This is a genomic window from Bacillus sp. EKM208B, assembly GCF_011800725.1.
Lineage (GTDB): Bacteria > Bacillota > Bacilli > Bacillales > Bacillaceae > Bacillus > Bacillus velezensis.
This window is the reverse complement of record NZ_JAANHO010000002.1, coordinates 82,642-98,345: the sequence shown is the minus strand read 5'-3', so window position 1 is coordinate 98,345 and position 15,704 is coordinate 82,642. Positions and strand designations below refer to the sequence as shown.

19 protein-coding genes and 1 riboswitch are annotated in these 15,704 nt (G+C 45.4%); of the genes, 11 read left to right on the top strand and 8 right to left on the bottom strand.

Annotated elements, in window-relative coordinates:
* Positions 1-33 precede the first annotated feature (33 nt).
* Entirely contained in the window at positions 34-213 is a 180-nt protein-coding gene (locus G9F75_RS03195; protein WP_003153093.1) for a YqzE family protein, read from the top strand.
* Positions 214-253: 40 nt separating this feature from the next.
* Here G9F75_RS03195 and G9F75_RS03190 read toward each other — a convergent pair whose 3' ends face one another.
* Positions 254-583 (bottom strand): DUF3889 domain-containing protein, encoded by a 330-nt coding sequence (locus G9F75_RS03190; RefSeq protein WP_012117979.1) that lies wholly within the window; start codon positions 581-583, stop codon positions 254-256.
* 258 nt (positions 584-841) lie between these two features.
* Between G9F75_RS03190 and tapA the strand changes: the two genes are divergently transcribed.
* From tapA to tasA, 3 genes are all read left to right on the top strand, one after another.
* Positions 842-1,513 carry an amyloid fiber anchoring/assembly protein TapA gene (gene tapA, locus G9F75_RS03185; RefSeq protein WP_025649852.1) on the top strand — a complete coding sequence of 224 codons (672 nt, stop codon included), beginning with the start codon at positions 842-844 and terminating at the stop codon, positions 1,511-1,513.
* Positions 1,485-2,069, top strand: a complete 585-nt coding sequence (gene sipW, locus G9F75_RS03180; protein ID WP_012117977.1) for a signal peptidase I SipW — start codon at positions 1,485-1,487, stop codon at positions 2,067-2,069. Before tapA ends, sipW begins: the two co-directional genes overlap by 29 nt.
* 64 nt (positions 2,070-2,133) lie before the next feature.
* A complete protein-coding gene (gene tasA, locus G9F75_RS03175) occupies positions 2,134-2,919 on the top strand; it encodes a biofilm matrix protein TasA (RefSeq protein WP_007408329.1) in 786 nt (261 codons plus the stop codon).
* Positions 2,920-2,966: 47 nt separating this feature from the next.
* On the opposite strand, the gene sinR is transcribed toward tasA, so the two are convergent.
* The 4 genes from sinR to G9F75_RS03155 form a co-directional block, all read right to left on the bottom strand.
* A complete protein-coding gene (gene sinR / locus G9F75_RS03170; protein WP_003153104.1) occupies positions 2,967-3,302 on the bottom strand; it encodes a transcriptional regulator SinR in 336 nt (111 codons plus the stop codon).
* A 33-nt stretch (positions 3,303-3,335) separates the two neighbouring features.
* On the bottom strand, positions 3,336-3,509 hold the full coding sequence (gene sinI, locus G9F75_RS03165) for an anti-repressor SinI (RefSeq protein WP_014418369.1): 174 nt from the start codon (positions 3,507-3,509) through the stop codon (positions 3,336-3,338).
* 176 nt (positions 3,510-3,685) lie between these two features.
* The gene (locus G9F75_RS03160) at positions 3,686-4,480 is read right to left on the bottom strand and encodes a YqhG family protein (RefSeq protein WP_014418368.1); all 795 of its coding nucleotides are present in this window, start codon (positions 4,478-4,480) and stop codon (positions 3,686-3,688) included.
* A 21-nt stretch (positions 4,481-4,501) separates the two neighbouring features.
* Entirely contained in the window at positions 4,502-6,172 is a 1,671-nt protein-coding gene (locus G9F75_RS03155; RefSeq protein ID WP_021494309.1) for a DEAD/DEAH box helicase, read from the bottom strand.
* Positions 6,173-6,316: 144 nt separating this feature from the next.
* Positions 6,317-6,417, top strand: a riboswitch (glycine riboswitch).
* 178 nt (positions 6,418-6,595) lie between these two features.
* On the opposite strand from G9F75_RS03155, the gene gcvT reads away from it, so the two are divergent.
* From gcvT to gcvPB, 3 genes are read left to right on the top strand one after another with little or no spacing between them, the layout of a single operon-like run.
* Positions 6,596-7,696, top strand: coding sequence for a glycine cleavage system aminomethyltransferase GcvT (gcvT, locus tag G9F75_RS03150; protein WP_061890721.1), 1,101 nt, complete (start codon positions 6,596-6,598; stop codon positions 7,694-7,696).
* A 14-nt stretch (positions 7,697-7,710) separates the two neighbouring features.
* Positions 7,711-9,057: an aminomethyl-transferring glycine dehydrogenase subunit GcvPA gene (gene gcvPA / locus G9F75_RS03145; protein ID WP_103526759.1), complete on the top strand. Its 1,347-nt coding sequence runs from the start codon at positions 7,711-7,713 to the stop codon at positions 9,055-9,057.
* Entirely contained in the window at positions 9,050-10,525 is a 1,476-nt protein-coding gene (gcvPB, locus tag G9F75_RS03140; RefSeq protein ID WP_022552970.1) for an aminomethyl-transferring glycine dehydrogenase subunit GcvPB, read from the top strand. The genes gcvPA and gcvPB overlap by 8 nt, the downstream gene beginning before the upstream one ends.
* 52 nt (positions 10,526-10,577) lie before the next feature.
* Here gcvPB and G9F75_RS03135 read toward each other — a convergent pair whose 3' ends face one another.
* On the bottom strand, positions 10,578-10,958 hold the full coding sequence (locus tag G9F75_RS03135) for a rhodanese-like domain-containing protein (RefSeq protein ID WP_007408335.1): 381 nt from the start codon (positions 10,956-10,958) through the stop codon (positions 10,578-10,580).
* Positions 10,959-11,150: 192 nt separating this feature from the next.
* Here G9F75_RS03135 and G9F75_RS03130 point away from each other — a divergent pair, with 192 nt between their 5' ends.
* The 3 genes from G9F75_RS03130 to G9F75_RS03120 all read left to right on the top strand — a co-directional run bounded on the left by G9F75_RS03130 (position 11,151) and on the right by G9F75_RS03120 (position 13,505).
* On the top strand, positions 11,151-11,987 hold the full coding sequence (locus G9F75_RS03130; protein ID WP_003153114.1) for a lipoate--protein ligase family protein: 837 nt from the start codon (positions 11,151-11,153) through the stop codon (positions 11,985-11,987).
* Between the two features lie 99 nt (positions 11,988-12,086).
* Positions 12,087-12,515, top strand: coding sequence for a transcriptional regulator MntR (gene mntR, locus G9F75_RS03125; RefSeq protein WP_007408338.1), 429 nt, complete (start codon positions 12,087-12,089; stop codon positions 12,513-12,515).
* Positions 12,516-12,629: 114 nt separating this feature from the next.
* A complete protein-coding gene (locus G9F75_RS03120; protein WP_003153118.1) occupies positions 12,630-13,505 on the top strand; it encodes a patatin-like phospholipase family protein in 876 nt (291 codons plus the stop codon).
* Here the strand turns inward: G9F75_RS03120 and G9F75_RS03115 are convergent.
* Both G9F75_RS03115 and G9F75_RS03110 read right to left on the bottom strand, forming a co-directional pair.
* Complete coding sequence (locus tag G9F75_RS03115) at positions 13,502-13,897, bottom strand: SA1362 family protein (RefSeq protein WP_007408340.1); 396 nt, start codon at positions 13,895-13,897, stop codon at positions 13,502-13,504. The two genes, G9F75_RS03120 and G9F75_RS03115, sit on opposite strands and share 4 nt — an antisense overlap.
* Before the next feature lie 34 nt (positions 13,898-13,931).
* Positions 13,932-14,888: a DUF1385 domain-containing protein gene (locus tag G9F75_RS03110; protein ID WP_003153120.1), complete on the bottom strand. Its 957-nt coding sequence runs from the start codon at positions 14,886-14,888 to the stop codon at positions 13,932-13,934.
* Between the two features lie 221 nt (positions 14,889-15,109).
* Between G9F75_RS03110 and G9F75_RS03105 the strand changes: the two genes are divergently transcribed.
* Positions 15,110-15,640 carry a YqhR family membrane protein gene (locus tag G9F75_RS03105; RefSeq protein WP_014418362.1) on the top strand — a complete coding sequence of 177 codons (531 nt, stop codon included), beginning with the start codon at positions 15,110-15,112 and terminating at the stop codon, positions 15,638-15,640.
* Positions 15,641-15,704: the final 64 nt, after the last annotated feature.

Here is a 15,704-nt window from a genome sequence, read left to right as displayed (position 1 = left end):
TCATAGTAAAGACAGCACTATGAGGTGAGAGCCGTGAAAACAAATGATTATGTAAAATATATGACTGAGCAATTCGTTAAATATTTCGATACGCCGAAACAGGAACGGAGAGAGCGAAAAGAAGTGCGGAAAGAAAAGAAAGTGCCGGCTTCTCAGCACTGGTTCGGAATATTGCCGTACAGTTTTAAGCTGTGGATGCAGCGGAAAAAATAAAGTTGAATCACACGAAAGGTCCTCCTGATACAGGAGGGCCTTATTGGTATTCCTCAATGACGGCAATTTTATTTACTTTTTGGCTGTAGGGATTAAAAGAAATCGTAACGAACACACCAAATTCTTTTGCGCCATCCCGCAATGTCAAGTGGTATTGCTTGACTGCTTCATCCGTTCTTTTCCGGTCCCACACCTTTTGAATAAATAACGTTTGGGCGAGCGGATATCTTTTTTTAGCTTCTTTTTCTGCTAACTTTTCCCATTTTGATTTATGGTGAACAGCATAATAAGGCACCGTTTCCGCCTGAGCTGTTCCTGAAACCCCGAAAACAAGAAGAGAAAGGCAAATCAGACTTTGTTTGATCATCATTCTTCGTCCTTTCGCTGTATATACTTTCCATTTTGTGCTAGGCACCTCGTTATTTTCTCACGTTTTATTAGAAAAAATTCCAAAAAGGTGTGTAATTTGAAGCAAAACGATGTTTTTGAAAGATACCATTCTCAAAAACGAACAATTTGACCGAATTTGACATTTTTCAAGACGATAATCCTTGATTATACTTTGTTCATACAGTTCTTTAAAGAGAACGGTTGTCATATTTATTAACAGTTTTACAGGGGGTAAGGCATGTTCCGATTGTTGCGAATGGAAAAAAAGGGCAAGGTGAGATGGCGGATGATGCTATTTTTACGGCTTTCGTTCATTTTTTGCCTGTCCGTGATGATATGTGCTCAGTTCACAGGTGATACAAGTTCCTCCTTCAATGATGTGAAAAGCTTCAGTCTCCCGGTTCAAACTTGCGGAGATTTTCAATATACGGATGACGATTGCCGTTATGACGAACGCTGGGATCAAAGTGATTTACATATAACAAATCAAACTGATACGTCAGGCACCGTGTGTGCGCCGCTTCAGCTCTATGCCGAGCTGGAGAATAAGGGAAAAGAGCGGACTGTTTCTGACTGGAAATGGGAGCTCCATAAAATCACTTCTCAGCAGCAGCCTTTACGAAACGGCAATGTTGTGGATAAAGGGCTTATTACTGATAAAAAAAGCAAAACGATTTATAAAATTGAGTCAAAACGGTCTTTGCAGCCGGGCATATACGCATTCAAGGTTTACAAGCCTGAAGGGTACCCGGCCGACGAAGAAAAATTTGAGTGGTCAAAACCGATGAAACTCGTCAAATGCCGGGAACAGGCGACCGTTTCCGATCTAAAGAAAACGGAGAAAGAGCCGGCTGAGCCGGTAAAAGAAAGCGGGGAAGAACATGAAAAAAACGCTGAAACTGATCAGTAATATTTTGTATGCCGTCATCTTCAGCTTGATTATTGTGCTGACGTTAACGGTGATTTCGACCCGGGCTTCCGGGGGTGAGCCGGCCATTTTCGGCTATACGCTGAAATCCGTGCTGTCGGGTTCAATGGACCCGGAATTTAAGACGGGTTCGCTCATAGCGGTAAAGAAAATTTCTGACGTGAATGACTTAAAAAAAGGGGATGTGATCACCTTTACGCAAGATGACGGAACAGCCGTCACACACAGAATAATCGGGATCACAAAAAAGGACGGGAACCTGCTGTTTGAGACAAAAGGGGACCATAATGCCGCCCCGGATGCCGCACCCGTTCAAGCTGAAAAAGTGGCGGCCCAGTATACGGGATATCAGCTTCCGTATGCCGGATATGTCATACATTTGGCCAGCCAGCCGATCGGAACGGCGATTCTGTTAATCGTTCCCGGCGTCATGCTTTTGATTTACTCAATAACAGTCATTGTCAGCGCCCTCCGCGATATTGAGCGGAAAACGAAAGCGCTGGAAGAACATGCGAAAAAGGGAACCATCTCCACATGAATACGGTTGCAACCTGGCGACAGGATTTGATAACAAAAATAAAAAGTAAGGGGAGAGTACAAACATGGGTATGAAAAAGAAATTAAGCTTGGGCGTTGCCTCAGCCGCACTCGGTTTAGCATTAGTAGGAGGAGGCACATGGGCCGCATTTAATGATGTGAAGTCGACGGACGCTACATTTGCGTCAGGAACACTTGATTTATCGGCTAAAGAACAATCAGCCAATGTCAATTTGTCAAACTTAAAACCAGGCGATAAATTGACGAAAGATTTCGAATTCAGAAACAACGGTTCACTTGCCATTAAAGAAGTGCTGATGGCTTTGAATTTTACTGACTTTAAAGGAGCAAAGAAAGGAAATGAATCTGCGGAGGATTTCCTCAGCCAGTTTGAAATTACGGTTCTGACAGTCGGTAAAGAAGGGGGCAACGGCTATCCTAAAAATATCATTTTGAAGGCGGCCAGCCTGAAAGACTTATACTTAATGTCAACAAAACAGGATAAAGCAGCTGCCGAAGCGATCAGCAAGCACATTGATCCGAAATTCCTGAGTGAGAGCGGAAAAGTCAATGTAGCAACCATTAACGGCAAAACAGCTCCTGAGTACGACGGAGTTCCGAAAACGCCTGCTGATTATGACCAGGTGAGAATGGAAATCCAATTTAAAAATGACACCGCAAAAACTGCGGACGGATTAAGTGTGCAAAACAAGTTCCAAGGCAATGCGATTTCTCTTCAATTCTCTTTTGAAGCAACGCAATGGAACGGCTTGACCATTACGAAAGATCATACGGATAAAGACGGTTACGTCAAGGAAAATGAAAAGGCTCACAGTGAGGATAAAAACTAATCCGAAAGTCGGACAGTTAAAAGAGGAGTTGTGCACATATGGCGGCACTACTCCTCTTTTTGCGCTTTTCTCCATTTTTGATAATCTAAAAATTCACGAAATTGTTTTTTTGATACCCCGGATGTCATTGCATCGCGAACTAATTTCTCCCATTCACTATCTAATTGACCATCGTATTCGGTTTCATGTTTTTCATCAAGTAAAGTATGAACCGAGACGTCCAGAACAGCGGAGACTTTTTCGAGAAATTGAATGGAGGGGTTCGTCTGTAAATTTCGTTCTATTGAGCTTAAATAAGACTTCGCTACCCCAGCTTTTTCAGCTAGTTCTGATAGTGAGTAGCCTTTTTCTTTTCGGTATTGTTTAATACGCTGGCCAATCAATGTCATCACCTTCCTTGTGATATTATAGCACATTCAGAAAGGATTTACGGTATGACTTCTGGCTGCCTGGATATGTTGAGAAGACTTTTTATTCGAAAGCAGGTATTTGCGTATTTCTTCTAGGCTGATATTTGCTTTTTGGGCTTCTAATATCAGCTCAACCCATTCCTTATCTAATTGCGAAAATTCTGTTTTTGCATTTTTCATGCATTTTCTCCTCCTAAAATACTTGTTTATGTATTTCAGCCAATCCGGCCATGACCTTATCTTTACATGTCTGGAAGTGATTCATCGCATGCGAAACGCCAGAAATTTTTTCTATATACTTTTATTATAATATAGAATTTCCAGAAAAAACGGGAAAGGTGTCGAATGGATAACGCTTATCCAGAAAAATTACTTTGCAGGAAAAATAAACCGCCGTTTTCAATCTGAATGTGAATTTTCGGCTGATATAAGGCTTTCAGCGCTTGTTTTTCCAAATGATATTCCTCAGGTTTTTCCTCTGTCTGCTCATAAAACTGATCGAGCAGCCTGAGGTCCTTTTTCCATCTGGCGATCGCGCTGTCAGCCCAGTCTGATGGCTCTTTGGCGGCAGCGTCTTTTAAGTAATGCTCCATCCTTTTAATCCCGCTTTCCGGCTTAATCATCGGCGATATGGTAAAGCAATAGTCTGATATTTGCGAGGTCAGCGGAAGCGGTGCAAGCTTCTGCTGAAACCCTTCTATAATTGTTCCAGAAACAAGATGCAGGCCTAAAGACAAAAGTCTGTCTTTTTTCATGTCGGATTGGTATGAAATCACTACATTTAATCCCAGCCAGGGCTGAAGCGGCACTCTGGCTCCGGCTGATACAATTTTCTCATATATTCTTGTAAATCTCCCATTTTGTTTAACTGCTTGAAAGATTTGAAAGAGGCGCGGGGCTCCAAAGTAAATAAATTCGCCGTCCATATCCTCCGGAGCCGTTTCTTTATCAGTGATGAACGTGATCTTCATCGGGTTCGGTTCGCCGCCCGTTTTTTCACGCCAATGCCAATAAAACGGGCGGTTCATAATTTGTTTGTCCATCTCGACCGTCAACTGAACCGTCATAAAACCCGGCCCGTGTTCTGTAATCGGACAGTGGTTCGCTTCAAAAAAGCGCAGTAAAAATTCGTGAACCTCCTGCTGTCTCATGTCGCGCTTCCTCCTTTTAGATTAAGATCCTTTTTTTCTGGCGGGCTTGTCCGTACCGTACGACAGAAAAGAGGTGAGATTGTCCATTTTGATTCTCATTTCTTCCTCTGTCAGCGAATGGCATAAAATATCATGCAAATGGTCTTCAAAATTGCTCACTTTGATTTTTGTTAAAATGTCATCTAATTCTCCGACGACATTTTCAAATAAATGAATTTTGTCATACAGAAGTTTTAAGATATGCTCTTCCACCGTATGTTTTGTCGCCATATTGTAGATATGGACATCTCTTTCCTGACCGAGTCTGTGAATCCTTCCGATTCTTTGTTCAAGCCGCATCGGGTTCCACGGGAGGTCATAATTGATAATATGGTTGCAGAATTGCAGGTTGATCCCCTCGCCTCCGGCTTCTGTAGCGATCAGCACCTGCACTTTGCCGCGGAAGAGATCCTTCATCCAGTCTTTTTTTCCGCGTTTAAATCCGCCTCTGAACGGAACGGAGCTTATGCCGTTCTGCTGAAGGAACCATTGCAGGTAAATCTGTGTCGCCCTGTATTCAGTAAAAATAATGACTTTATCATTAATCTTTTGGATCAAGTCAACAACTTGAATTGCTTTTGAGTTTTGCGTGACTTGATTGATGCGGTCCATTAAATTAGCGATCGTCTGGTCATCGAATGCGGGCGCATGTTTGTCTTTTTGGTCAAGCATTTTTTTGAGCGTCATATACACGGCTTCCCTGCTTGAACAGCACTCTCTTTGCAGCGTCATAATGGAAAATGCGCTTGCGGGCTTTTCCGTGCCGTTTTTCAGTGCGGCAATGTCATCGTAAAGCGCCTGTTCCGTCGGTGAAAAGGTGATCGGCACTGTTTCCACGTGGCGCTTCGTCCATGTAAGGCCGGTGTCGCTCCGCGTGTTGCGGATCATCACCTTATTGACGAGCTCTTTCAAATGCTCATGAGCGTCAATCCCGTCCTTCTGATTGAAGGTTTCTTGAAATCCGCTTTCATTTCCTAAATGGCCGGGCTTTAACAGTGACACTAAATTGAAGATTTCTTCGATCCGGTTTTGAATCGGCGTCGCCGTCAGAAGCAGGCAGTATTTCTTCACAAGACTTCTCGCAAATTCATAATTTTTCGTTTTGCTGTTTTTGAGCTTGTGCGCCTCGTCAATAATGACGAGATCATACGGAATAGAAAGCACAATGTCCTTGTGAGGCGAGCGTTTGGCCGTATCAATAGAAGAAACGACGATATCGCACTGTTCCCACACATAGCTTTTCTTCTGTTCAACAGCGGGTATCAAAAACTTCTCCTGAAGCTCTTTGACCCACTGGGAAACGAGTGATGCCGGCACAAGAATCAGGATTTTTTTGGCCAGCCCGCGAATCATGTATTCTTTTAAAATCAGGCCCGCTTCCACCGTTTTTCCGAGCCCCACTTCATCAGCTAAAATCGCCTTGCCGTTCATTTTTTCAACGACTTTCTGCGCGACTTCAAGCTGATGGGGAAGCGGAGTGAAATCGGGCAGGTATAAAGGAGCCCTCAATCCTTCAAATTCAGGAATGGCAAGGGTCTGCTGGACTTCAGCCGACAGTTTGTACATCTCCCAATTTGACCAGGGACCGTCCGTTTTCAGCCGCTCAGAAAACTCTCCCGGCCAGTTTGCATCAAATATGATCTCTGCTGTCATATGTAACAAAACCGCCTTTCTTTTAAAAAACTGATTTATCATAATTTTTGTTGCCGGACGTAAGTGAGGGTGGTAGGATATAAGTAATGATTTCACTAAAAGATATTGCTTTAGTATGTCCATAAAATTGGTAAATATGAGCGAATGACAGCAAGGGGAGAGACTCGGACGAAAGATGGGCGTCCGGGCGCCGAAGGAGCAAACTGCGGAGTGAATCTCTCAGGCAAAAGAACTCTTGCTCGACGCAACTCTGGAGAGTGTCTGCACTTAGAAGAAGCAGGCCACCAAAGGGGACGTCTTTATGATATGTTCATAAAGTAAACTTTCAGGTGCCGGGACAGAGAAACCTTCATTTTCATGAGGTGTTTCTCTGTCCTTTTTTATATGTTTTTACAATGCGCCAATGACTGAAGGGGGAAGATGATGCTGAAACGAACACCGCTTTATGACGTGTATAAAGAATACGGCGGAAAAACGATTGATTTTGGAGGATGGGAGCTGCCGGTTCAATTTTCTTCTATTAAAGAGGAGCATGAAGCCGTCCGCACAAAAGCGGGCCTGTTTGATGTGTCTCATATGGGGGAAGTTGAAGTATCCGGTAAAGACGCCCTGTCTTTTCTGCAAAAAATGATGACAAATGACGTTGCCGATTTAAAGCCGGGAAACGCGCTCTATACCGCCATGTGTTATCCTGACGGCGGTACGGTGGATGACTTGCTGATCTATCAGAAAAGCGAGAGCTGCTATCTGCTCGTGATTAACGCGTCCAATATTGAAAAAGACATCGCTTGGCTGACGGAACATGCAGAAGGCGATGTCACGCTGACGAATCAGTCTGACGGGATTTCACTGCTTGCCGTTCAGGGGCCGAATGCTCAGTCGGTTCTTGCGAAGCTGACTGAATGTGATTTGTCCTCCTTAAAGCCGTTTACGTTTATTGATGGGGCGGACGTTGCCGGACGACAAGTCCTGCTTTCAAGAACAGGCTATACCGGTGAAGACGGGTTTGAGTTATATTGCCGCAATGAAGATGCAGTTCATCTATTTAAGGAGATACTTGCAGCGGGAGAGTATGAAGGTCTCGTTCCGTGCGGCCTCGGCGCCCGTGATACGCTGAGATTTGAAGCGAAGCTTGCTTTATACGGTCAGGAATTGACGAAAGATATTACACCGATTGAAGCCGGAATCGGATTTGCCGTGAAACACAAGAAAGATTCCGATTTTTTCGGGAAGTCTGTATTGCGCGAACAGAAAGAAAAAGGAGCCCCGCGAAAGCTGGTCGGACTTGAGATGATTGAAAAAGGGATTCCGAGACACGGGTACGCCGTGAAAAAAGACGGTGTTCCGATCGGTGAAGTCACGACAGGCACGCAATCTCCGACTTTAAAGAAAAATATCGGCCTTGCCTTAATCAAAACGGAATTCAGTGAAGTCGGAACGGAAGTAGAAGTGGAAATCCGTAAAAAAACGGTAAAAGCGAAGATTGTCCGCACACCGTTTTATAAACGTCCAAAACAGAGCTGAAAAAGGAGAGTCATATGAAGCATCGATATTTGCCCGCGACAGAACAGGATAAAAAAGAAATGCTGAAAGCCATCGGCGCAGAAACAATTGATGAACTGTTTGCCGATATTCCGGAAAATGTACGGTTTCAAAAAGACTACCGCATTAAACAAGCAAAGTCAGAAACTGAGCTGACGAGAGAGCTGACAAAGCTTGCGGCGAAAAATAAAGACGCTGTTACATATGCATCTTTTCTGGGTGCAGGAGTGTACGATCACTACCAGCCGGTTATCGTCGATCATGTGATATCCCGATCAGAGTTTTACACGGCATATACGCCTTATCAGCCTGAAATCTCACAAGGAGAGCTGCAGGCGATTTTTGAATTTCAAACGATGATCTGTGAATTAACGGGAATGGATATCGCAAACTCCTCTATGTACGATGGGGGAACGGCGCTGGCGGAAGCGGCGATGCTTGCGTCGGGCCATACGAAAAAGAAAAAAATCGTCATTTCCGCAGCCGTTCATCCGGAATCACGGGATGTTTTGAAAACATACGCAAAGGGCCAATATATTGAGGTTGTAGAGGTTCCCGCGAAAAACGGCGTCACAGATCTTGAAGCATTGGAACATGCCGTTTGTGATGAAACGGCCGCCGTGATCGTCCAGTATCCGAACTTCTTCGGACAAATCGAGCCGTTAAAGGACATTGAGCCGCTCGCACATAAAGGAAACAGCCAGCTGATTGTTTCTTCAAACCCGCTCGCGCTCGGTATTTTGACACCGCCCGGGGCATGCGGAGCTGATATCGTCGTCGGGGACGCGCAGCCTTTCGGCATACCTGCGGCGTTCGGCGGCCCGCATTGCGGCTATTTTGCAGTAACGAAAAAACTGATGAGAAAGGTGCCGGGCCGGCTTGTCGGCCAAACGGAAGATGAAAACGGGCGAAGAGGCTTTGTTCTCACTCTTCAGGCGCGCGAGCAGCATATCAGAAGAGACAAAGCCACGTCTAACATTTGCTCAAATCAGGCGCTGAATGCTTTAGCGGCTTCAGTCGCGATGACGGCGCTCGGAAAAAACGGCGTCAAAGACATGGCCCGCCAAAATATATTGAAAGCTGATTACGCGAGACGCCAAGCGGAAAAAGCCGGCTTGCACGTAGCATTTGACGGCCCGATATTTAATGAATTTGCCGTCAGGCTGAATCTTCCCGTCAAGGAAGCAAACCGGCGGCTCCTGCAAGACGGCATAATCGGCGGATATGATTTAGGCCTTGCGTATCCGGAACTGAATCAGCATATGCTCATTGCCGTCACAGAGCTGAGAACAAAAGAACAGATCGATTCGCTTATTGCGGGATTGGGGGATCAACATGAATAATCAAGATCAGGCGCTTATTTTTGAAATGTCCCGCGAAGGGCGTATCGGTTACAGCCTTCCGGAGCTTGATGTGCCGGAAACAGAGCTTGAAAGTCTTCTTCCCGGTGACTATATCCGCGATGAAGACGCAAAGCTGCCGGAAGTATCAGAGCTCGATATTATGCGGCATTATACCGCTCTTTCTAAGAGGAACCACGGAGTTGATTCAGGCTTTTATCCGCTCGGCTCCTGTACGATGAAATACAATCCGAAATTAAATGAAAAAATTGCCCGGATCGCAGGTTTTTCCGCTATTCATCCGCTTCAGGACGAGGACACGGTTCAGGGGGCGCTTGAGCTTTTATACGATTTAAGCGGACACTTGGAGGAGATTACGGGCATGGACGAGGTGACGCTGCAGCCTGCGGCGGGCGCTCACGGCGAATGGACCGGTCTGATGATGATCCGCGCCTATCACGAAGCGCGGGGAGACTTCGGACGGACGAAGGTGATTGTCCCTGATTCAGCCCACGGCACGAATCCGGCATCCGCCACGGTCGCCGGTTTTGAAACGATTACCGTCAAGTCAAATGAGCACGGGCTGGTTGACATTGAAGATTTGAAAAGAGCGGTAAATGAAGAAACAGCGGCGCTGATGCTGACGAATCCGAACACCCTCGGGTTATTTGAGGAAAACATTACGGAAATGGCTGAAATCGTCCATCAGGCCGGCGGAAAGCTTTATTATGACGGAGCGAATTTAAATGCCGTTTTAAGTAAAGCAAGACCGGGAGATATGGGATTTGACGTCGTTCACCTTAATCTGCATAAAACATTTACCGGCCCGCACGGCGGGGGAGGACCTGGCTCAGGGCCGGTCGGCGTAAAAAAAGAATTCATTCCGTATCTGCCGAAACCCGTTCTCACGAAAAAAGAGGGCCGTTTGACTTTTGACTATGACCGGCCGCAGTCGATCGGGCGCGTAAAACCTTATTACGGTAACTTCGGCATTAATGTCAGAGCCTACACGTATATCCGGTCCATGGGGCCTGACGGCTTAAAAGCTGTGACCGAAAACGCGGTTTTAAATGCAAATTATATGATGAGAAGACTCGCGCCTTATTATGATCTCCCGTATGACCGTCATTGCAAGCATGAATTTGTGTTATCGGGTAGAAGGCAGAAAAAGCTCGGCGTACGAACGCTTGATATTGCCAAACGGCTTTTGGATTTCGGCTATCATCCGCCGACTGTGTATTTTCCTCTCAATGTTGAAGAAAGCATCATGATCGAACCGACGGAAACGGAATCAAAGGAAACGCTTGATGCGTTTATAGATGCCATGATTCAAATTGCGCGGGAAGCGGAGGAATCGCCTGAAATCGTTCAGGAGGCGCCGCATACAACAGTTGTCAAAAGAATGGATGAAACCAAGGCGGCAAGAAAGCCGGTTTTAAAGTACGAACATACACCTGACGTCAGCCGCTGACACGGTGTAAAAAAAGAGCTTCCGTATAAAACGGACAGCTCTTTTTTCATGATTAGTTTTTTGCTTTAATTTTTCCGCCCCATTTTTTAAATCCGCCTTTCAGGTTGTAAATATCTTTACAGCCGTGTTTGCGGAGCGTCTGTGCCGCGCGTCCGCTGCGGACATTGTTTTGGCAGTACAGATAAACGGGTTTATCAGGACGGATTTCACTTTTGCGCTGTTTCAGCTGTGACAGCGGAATGTTGCGCGCGCCGAGAATATGGCCGCCTTCAAATTCATTCGGCTCACGGACGTCAATCAGCTGCGCTTTTCTGTAGCCCGCGCGGAATTCCTCTTCCGTAAGTGTTTTCATTAAACGCTGCTGGTAAAAATACGACACGATCATATAAACGATAAACGCCGCAACAATAATTAAAGCAATCATATTAGACAATGCGATTCTACTCCTTTAGCTTATAAAATAAAACCCTGCTTCCTGAAAACAAGGCTTACCGGACGTTTTGGGACAAATACTATTATAGTAAAGCATGAAGCGATTGTCATCCTTAATGAAACGAAATATTTTTCATTTTCAAGGCAGTTTGTTAAACTGATTTTATTAAAACGATAAAGAAGGGTTCAGTGTATGGAAAAAGAAACATGGCGGTTTATTGACTCAGGGAATGAAAGCCCGGCATTTAACATGGCGCTGGATGAAGCGCTTTTATATTGGCACAGCCAAAAAAAAATTCCTCCGGTGATCCGTTTTTACGGCTGGAATCCGGCAACTTTGTCTGTCGGGTATTTTCAAAATATTAAGAAGGAAATTAACTTTGACGCAGTACATAAACACGGCCTCGGGTTTGTCAGAAGACCGACAGGCGGACGGGGTGTTCTGCATGATAAAGAATTGACATACAGCGTAATCGTTTCAGAGGATCACCCGGAAATGCCGGCCACGGTGACAGAGGCGTACCGGGTGATTTCAGAAGGTATTCTGCAGGGATTCAGAAACCTTGGACTTGATGCCTGCTTTGCGATTCCCCGAACGGAGAAAGAAAAAGAAAGCTTGAAAAATCCGCGCTCGTCCGTCTGCTTTGATGCGCCTTCGTGGTATGAACTGGTCGTCGAAGGACGGAAAGTTGCCGGAAGCGCACAGACACGCCAAAAAGGCGTCATTCTTCAGCACGGTTCCATCCTGCTTGACATTGATGAAGATAAGCTGTTTGATCTGTTTTTATATCCGAGCGACAGAGTCCGTGAGCGCATGCAGCGGAATTTCAAAAACAAAGCGGTAGCCATCAACGCCTTAGCGCCGAAACGGGTAACGATGGATGAGGCCAGAATCGCTTTTAAAGCCGGTTTTGAGGAAGGGCTGAACATTCATCTTGAGCCTTACACACTCACGTCTGAAGAGCTTGCATTTGTCAATGAGCTGGCTGAGACGAAATACGCGTCTGATGAATGGAATTATAAGCGCTGATAAGGCTTGACAGACCGGAAGCATCCTTGTTTTTTCATGACCGTTAGTGTAAACTTGTAATGGTTTATAAAGTTAAGGTGCTTTTTGGGAGGGTTACTTATGACAACACCAAGTATGGAAGATTATATTGAACAGATTTATATGCTGATAGAAGAAAAAGGATATGCACGGGTTTCTGATATCGCGGAAGCTTTGGCAGTCCACCCCTCCTCTGTAACGAAAATGGTTCAAAAACTAGATAAAGACGAGTATTTGATTTATGAAAAATATCGCGGGCTCGTATTGACGTCAAAAGGCAAAAAGATCGGCAAACGGCTCGTATACAGACACGAATTGCTTGAGCAGTTTTTAAGAATCATTGGTGTTGATGAAGAGAAGATTTACAATGATGTTGAAGGAATCGAACATCATCTGAGCTGGAACAGCATTGACCGCATCGGCGACCTCGTTCAGTATTTCGAAGATGACGAAAGCCGGAAAAAAGAATTGAAATCCGTACAGAAAAAAACCGAAAATCCCGGTGAATAAAGGGCAGCCCGAAATGGGGCGCCCTTTTTTTAATGTCTTCATTCTTTGGTCTATTTCGCCCAGCCGTTTCTTAAAATAATAATACACCTTGAGATGGAAGGGAGAGGGCGCGCTATGCAGATTGACGGCGTATTTTCGGGCGGGGGGATAAAAGGGGTGGCGCTTGCCGGCGCTTATGAAGCGCTGGAAGAAAAGGGCTTTCGCTTTGAAAGGCTCGCCGGAACAAGCGCCGGCGCAATTATTGCCGCATTTATCGCTGCGGGCTATACGAGCAGAGAGGTTCATTCCATCATAGATGAGGTGGACGGAAGGCAATTGCTTGATCAGAGATACTCATTCCTCCCGCTGAAAATCCTGCAGTGGGTGTCGATATATTGGCGCCTCGGACTATACAGAGGCGATATGCTGGAAAAATGGATTGCGGATAAATTAAAAGCGAAGGGCATCATCGCGTTCGGTGATTTGAAAAAAGGTTCGCTCCGTCTCATCGCTTCAGATCTGACGAACGGAACGATGATCGTGCTTCCTGACGATCTTCCCCGCTACGGATTAAATCCGGAAATGTTCCCGGTTGCCAGAGCCGTCAGAATGAGCTGCAGCATTCCTTATTTTTTTGAACCGATAAAACTGAAAACCGAAAAAGGCACCTCGACGGTCGTTGACGGCGGCGTGTTAAGCAATTTCCCGATTTGGCTGTATTCAAAAGAACGCAAACGGCCGGTCATCGGAATTTCACTTTCGCCCAACGAAAAAGAGCGCCCGAAAAAATCAATCCGCAACGCTTTTGAGCTGTTCGGGGCTTTGTTTGAAACGATGAAAGACGCTCATGATGCCAGGCATATCGCGACAAAGTACGAACAGAATATTATTTTTATTCCGGTGGAACATGTGATGGCGACGGAGTTTCATCTCACACCGCAAAAAAAACTAGCTCTCATTGAGCTAGGAAAAAGCAGAACAGAGCAATTTTTGAAGCAATGGAGCTATTAAAAAAGCGCTCTGTTTTTCTTTTTATTCTTTTTGCCTTCTATGACGGTAAGCTGGGTCTGGCTTTTTTTCTTAAGAATCATCGGCTTCGGTCTGCTGCTGCTCGGCACGCTCCGCAAATGGCTGACCCGGCCTCTGTGTCCGGCGCGGTGCTTCGCTTTTTGCTCCTTCATTCGGAGCCGCGATTGTCTGGCCGCTTTTCTGAAAGCGGTTCCGTCACGGCCGGTGCGGCGGTTCAGGACCGTCCTCACGATAAAATAAATAATGATGCCTGCGATAATAACGGTGATCGCTCTTGAAATCATCTGCCCGGGGTTGGTTACCGCGGCATAAATGAAACCGAATGCGCCAAGCGCTATCAATACAGCAAAAAAAGGTTGTACACGATGATTCATAACTGCCCACCTCCAAAATAATAACGGTAACGGTTCAGATTACGTTGTGAGACGGCTTTTCGCTCTGTTCTGAAATGTCTTCCAGTCTGAGAAGCTCGTTAAAGCTTTCTATGGCAACCTCGACCTGGTCATCCGCCGGTTCCTTTGTCGTTAAAAGCTGCAGCCACAGGCCGGGATAACCGAGCACTTTCAAAACGGGGATATTCCGCACTCTGTTCGTCAGCTGGAGCACTTCAAAGGAGATGCCGAGAACGACCGGTATAAGCGCAATCCTGTCTAAAATCCGCACCCAAAGCGGATCTGTCGGAACGAGTAAATAGACGAACATGCCGACAATGATCGTAAATAAAATAAAGCTTGAACCGCAACGGTAATGAAGCCGTGACTGTTTCTGAACATTTTCTATTGTAATTGGCAAATTCTGTTCATAACAGTTTATGACCTTATGTTCGGCTCCATGATATTGAAACACTCTTTTAATTAACGGCGTCATTGATAAAAAATAAATGTAGCCGAGAAGCAGAATAAGCTTAAACAGACTTTCGATTCCGATCTGCGCGGCGTCTGAGGAAAATACGGGCCTTACAAGCTCCGCTAAGAAGACCGGGACGAGCGTAAAAACGAATTTGCTGAACAAAAACGACAGAACGCCGATCACCGCCAGGCTGAAAAACATCGATAAGCCCGAACCCTTCTTATCTTCCTGCTCCAGCTTGGCGTCATCTTGAGGATCAAGCCCGTATCGTTCGCTGGAAAAGTTTAAATGCTTTGTGCCGTTGGCGCTCGCCTCAATGATGGCGACGATTCCCCGCAAAAAAGGAATCTTTTTTAAAGCCGAAAGCTTGGCGTTCGGCACTCTGGGAAGCTTGAAAAAATCAATGCTTCCGTCATTCCTGCGGATGGCGGTAACATAATTCTTTCTGCCGCCGAACATGACCCCTTCAACGACAGCCTGCCCGCCGTATGCAGGGGGCGTTTTTTGTTTGGACATTGTTTATCAACCTGCCTGTTTTTTTAGGATTTACTAACCATTTCCTTTCACTCTATTGTACAGGAAACCGCGGTAAACCTCTAGTTAGACAGTTGGGAAATCAATGCTTTTTCTACATGCAGTATACCCCGTTTCTTTAGATTTTACTCATTGAATGAAAATATGGCGCAGCTTTTTATGACTTTTCAATTTTGGGGCAGTCTATGACTGGAGGTGCCATGATGACAAGCGAAAAACATTCAGAACAGGAAGAAAAAAAGAAGCGGGATGATGATCAGCAGCCTGTTTCATTTACCGGCAGAATTTGCGGTATCGGATTTGCCGGCGGTGTATTTTGGAGTTTGATCGGCTATCTCGGGTATGTCTTTCATTTTTCAGAGATCAGCCCCAACATGATTCTTCAGCCGTTTATGATCGGAGAATGGAAAAAACAATGGCTCGGCACGATGGTCAGCATCGTTGTCATCGGATTCATTTCAATTGCCGGGGCGTTTATTTATTTCGTCTGCCTGAAGCGTTTTAAAACGATGTGGCCGGGGATGGTGTACGGCGTCATTTTATGGTGTGCGGTTTTTTTCTTATTCAATCCGATTTTCGAAGATGTGAAATCCATCACTGAATTGAAATCAGATACAATCGTGACGACGCTTTGCCTTTACATTCTGTACGGTTTGTTTGTCGGCTACTCAATTTCCTTCAACTACAATGAACTTACGTCAGACAAGCTTGCAAGGGCGCTCGGCAACAAGTGAATAAGTGTATAAACCCTGTCCGGTATGGTAAAATGTTCACGAGAAGTGAACATTTTTTATGCTG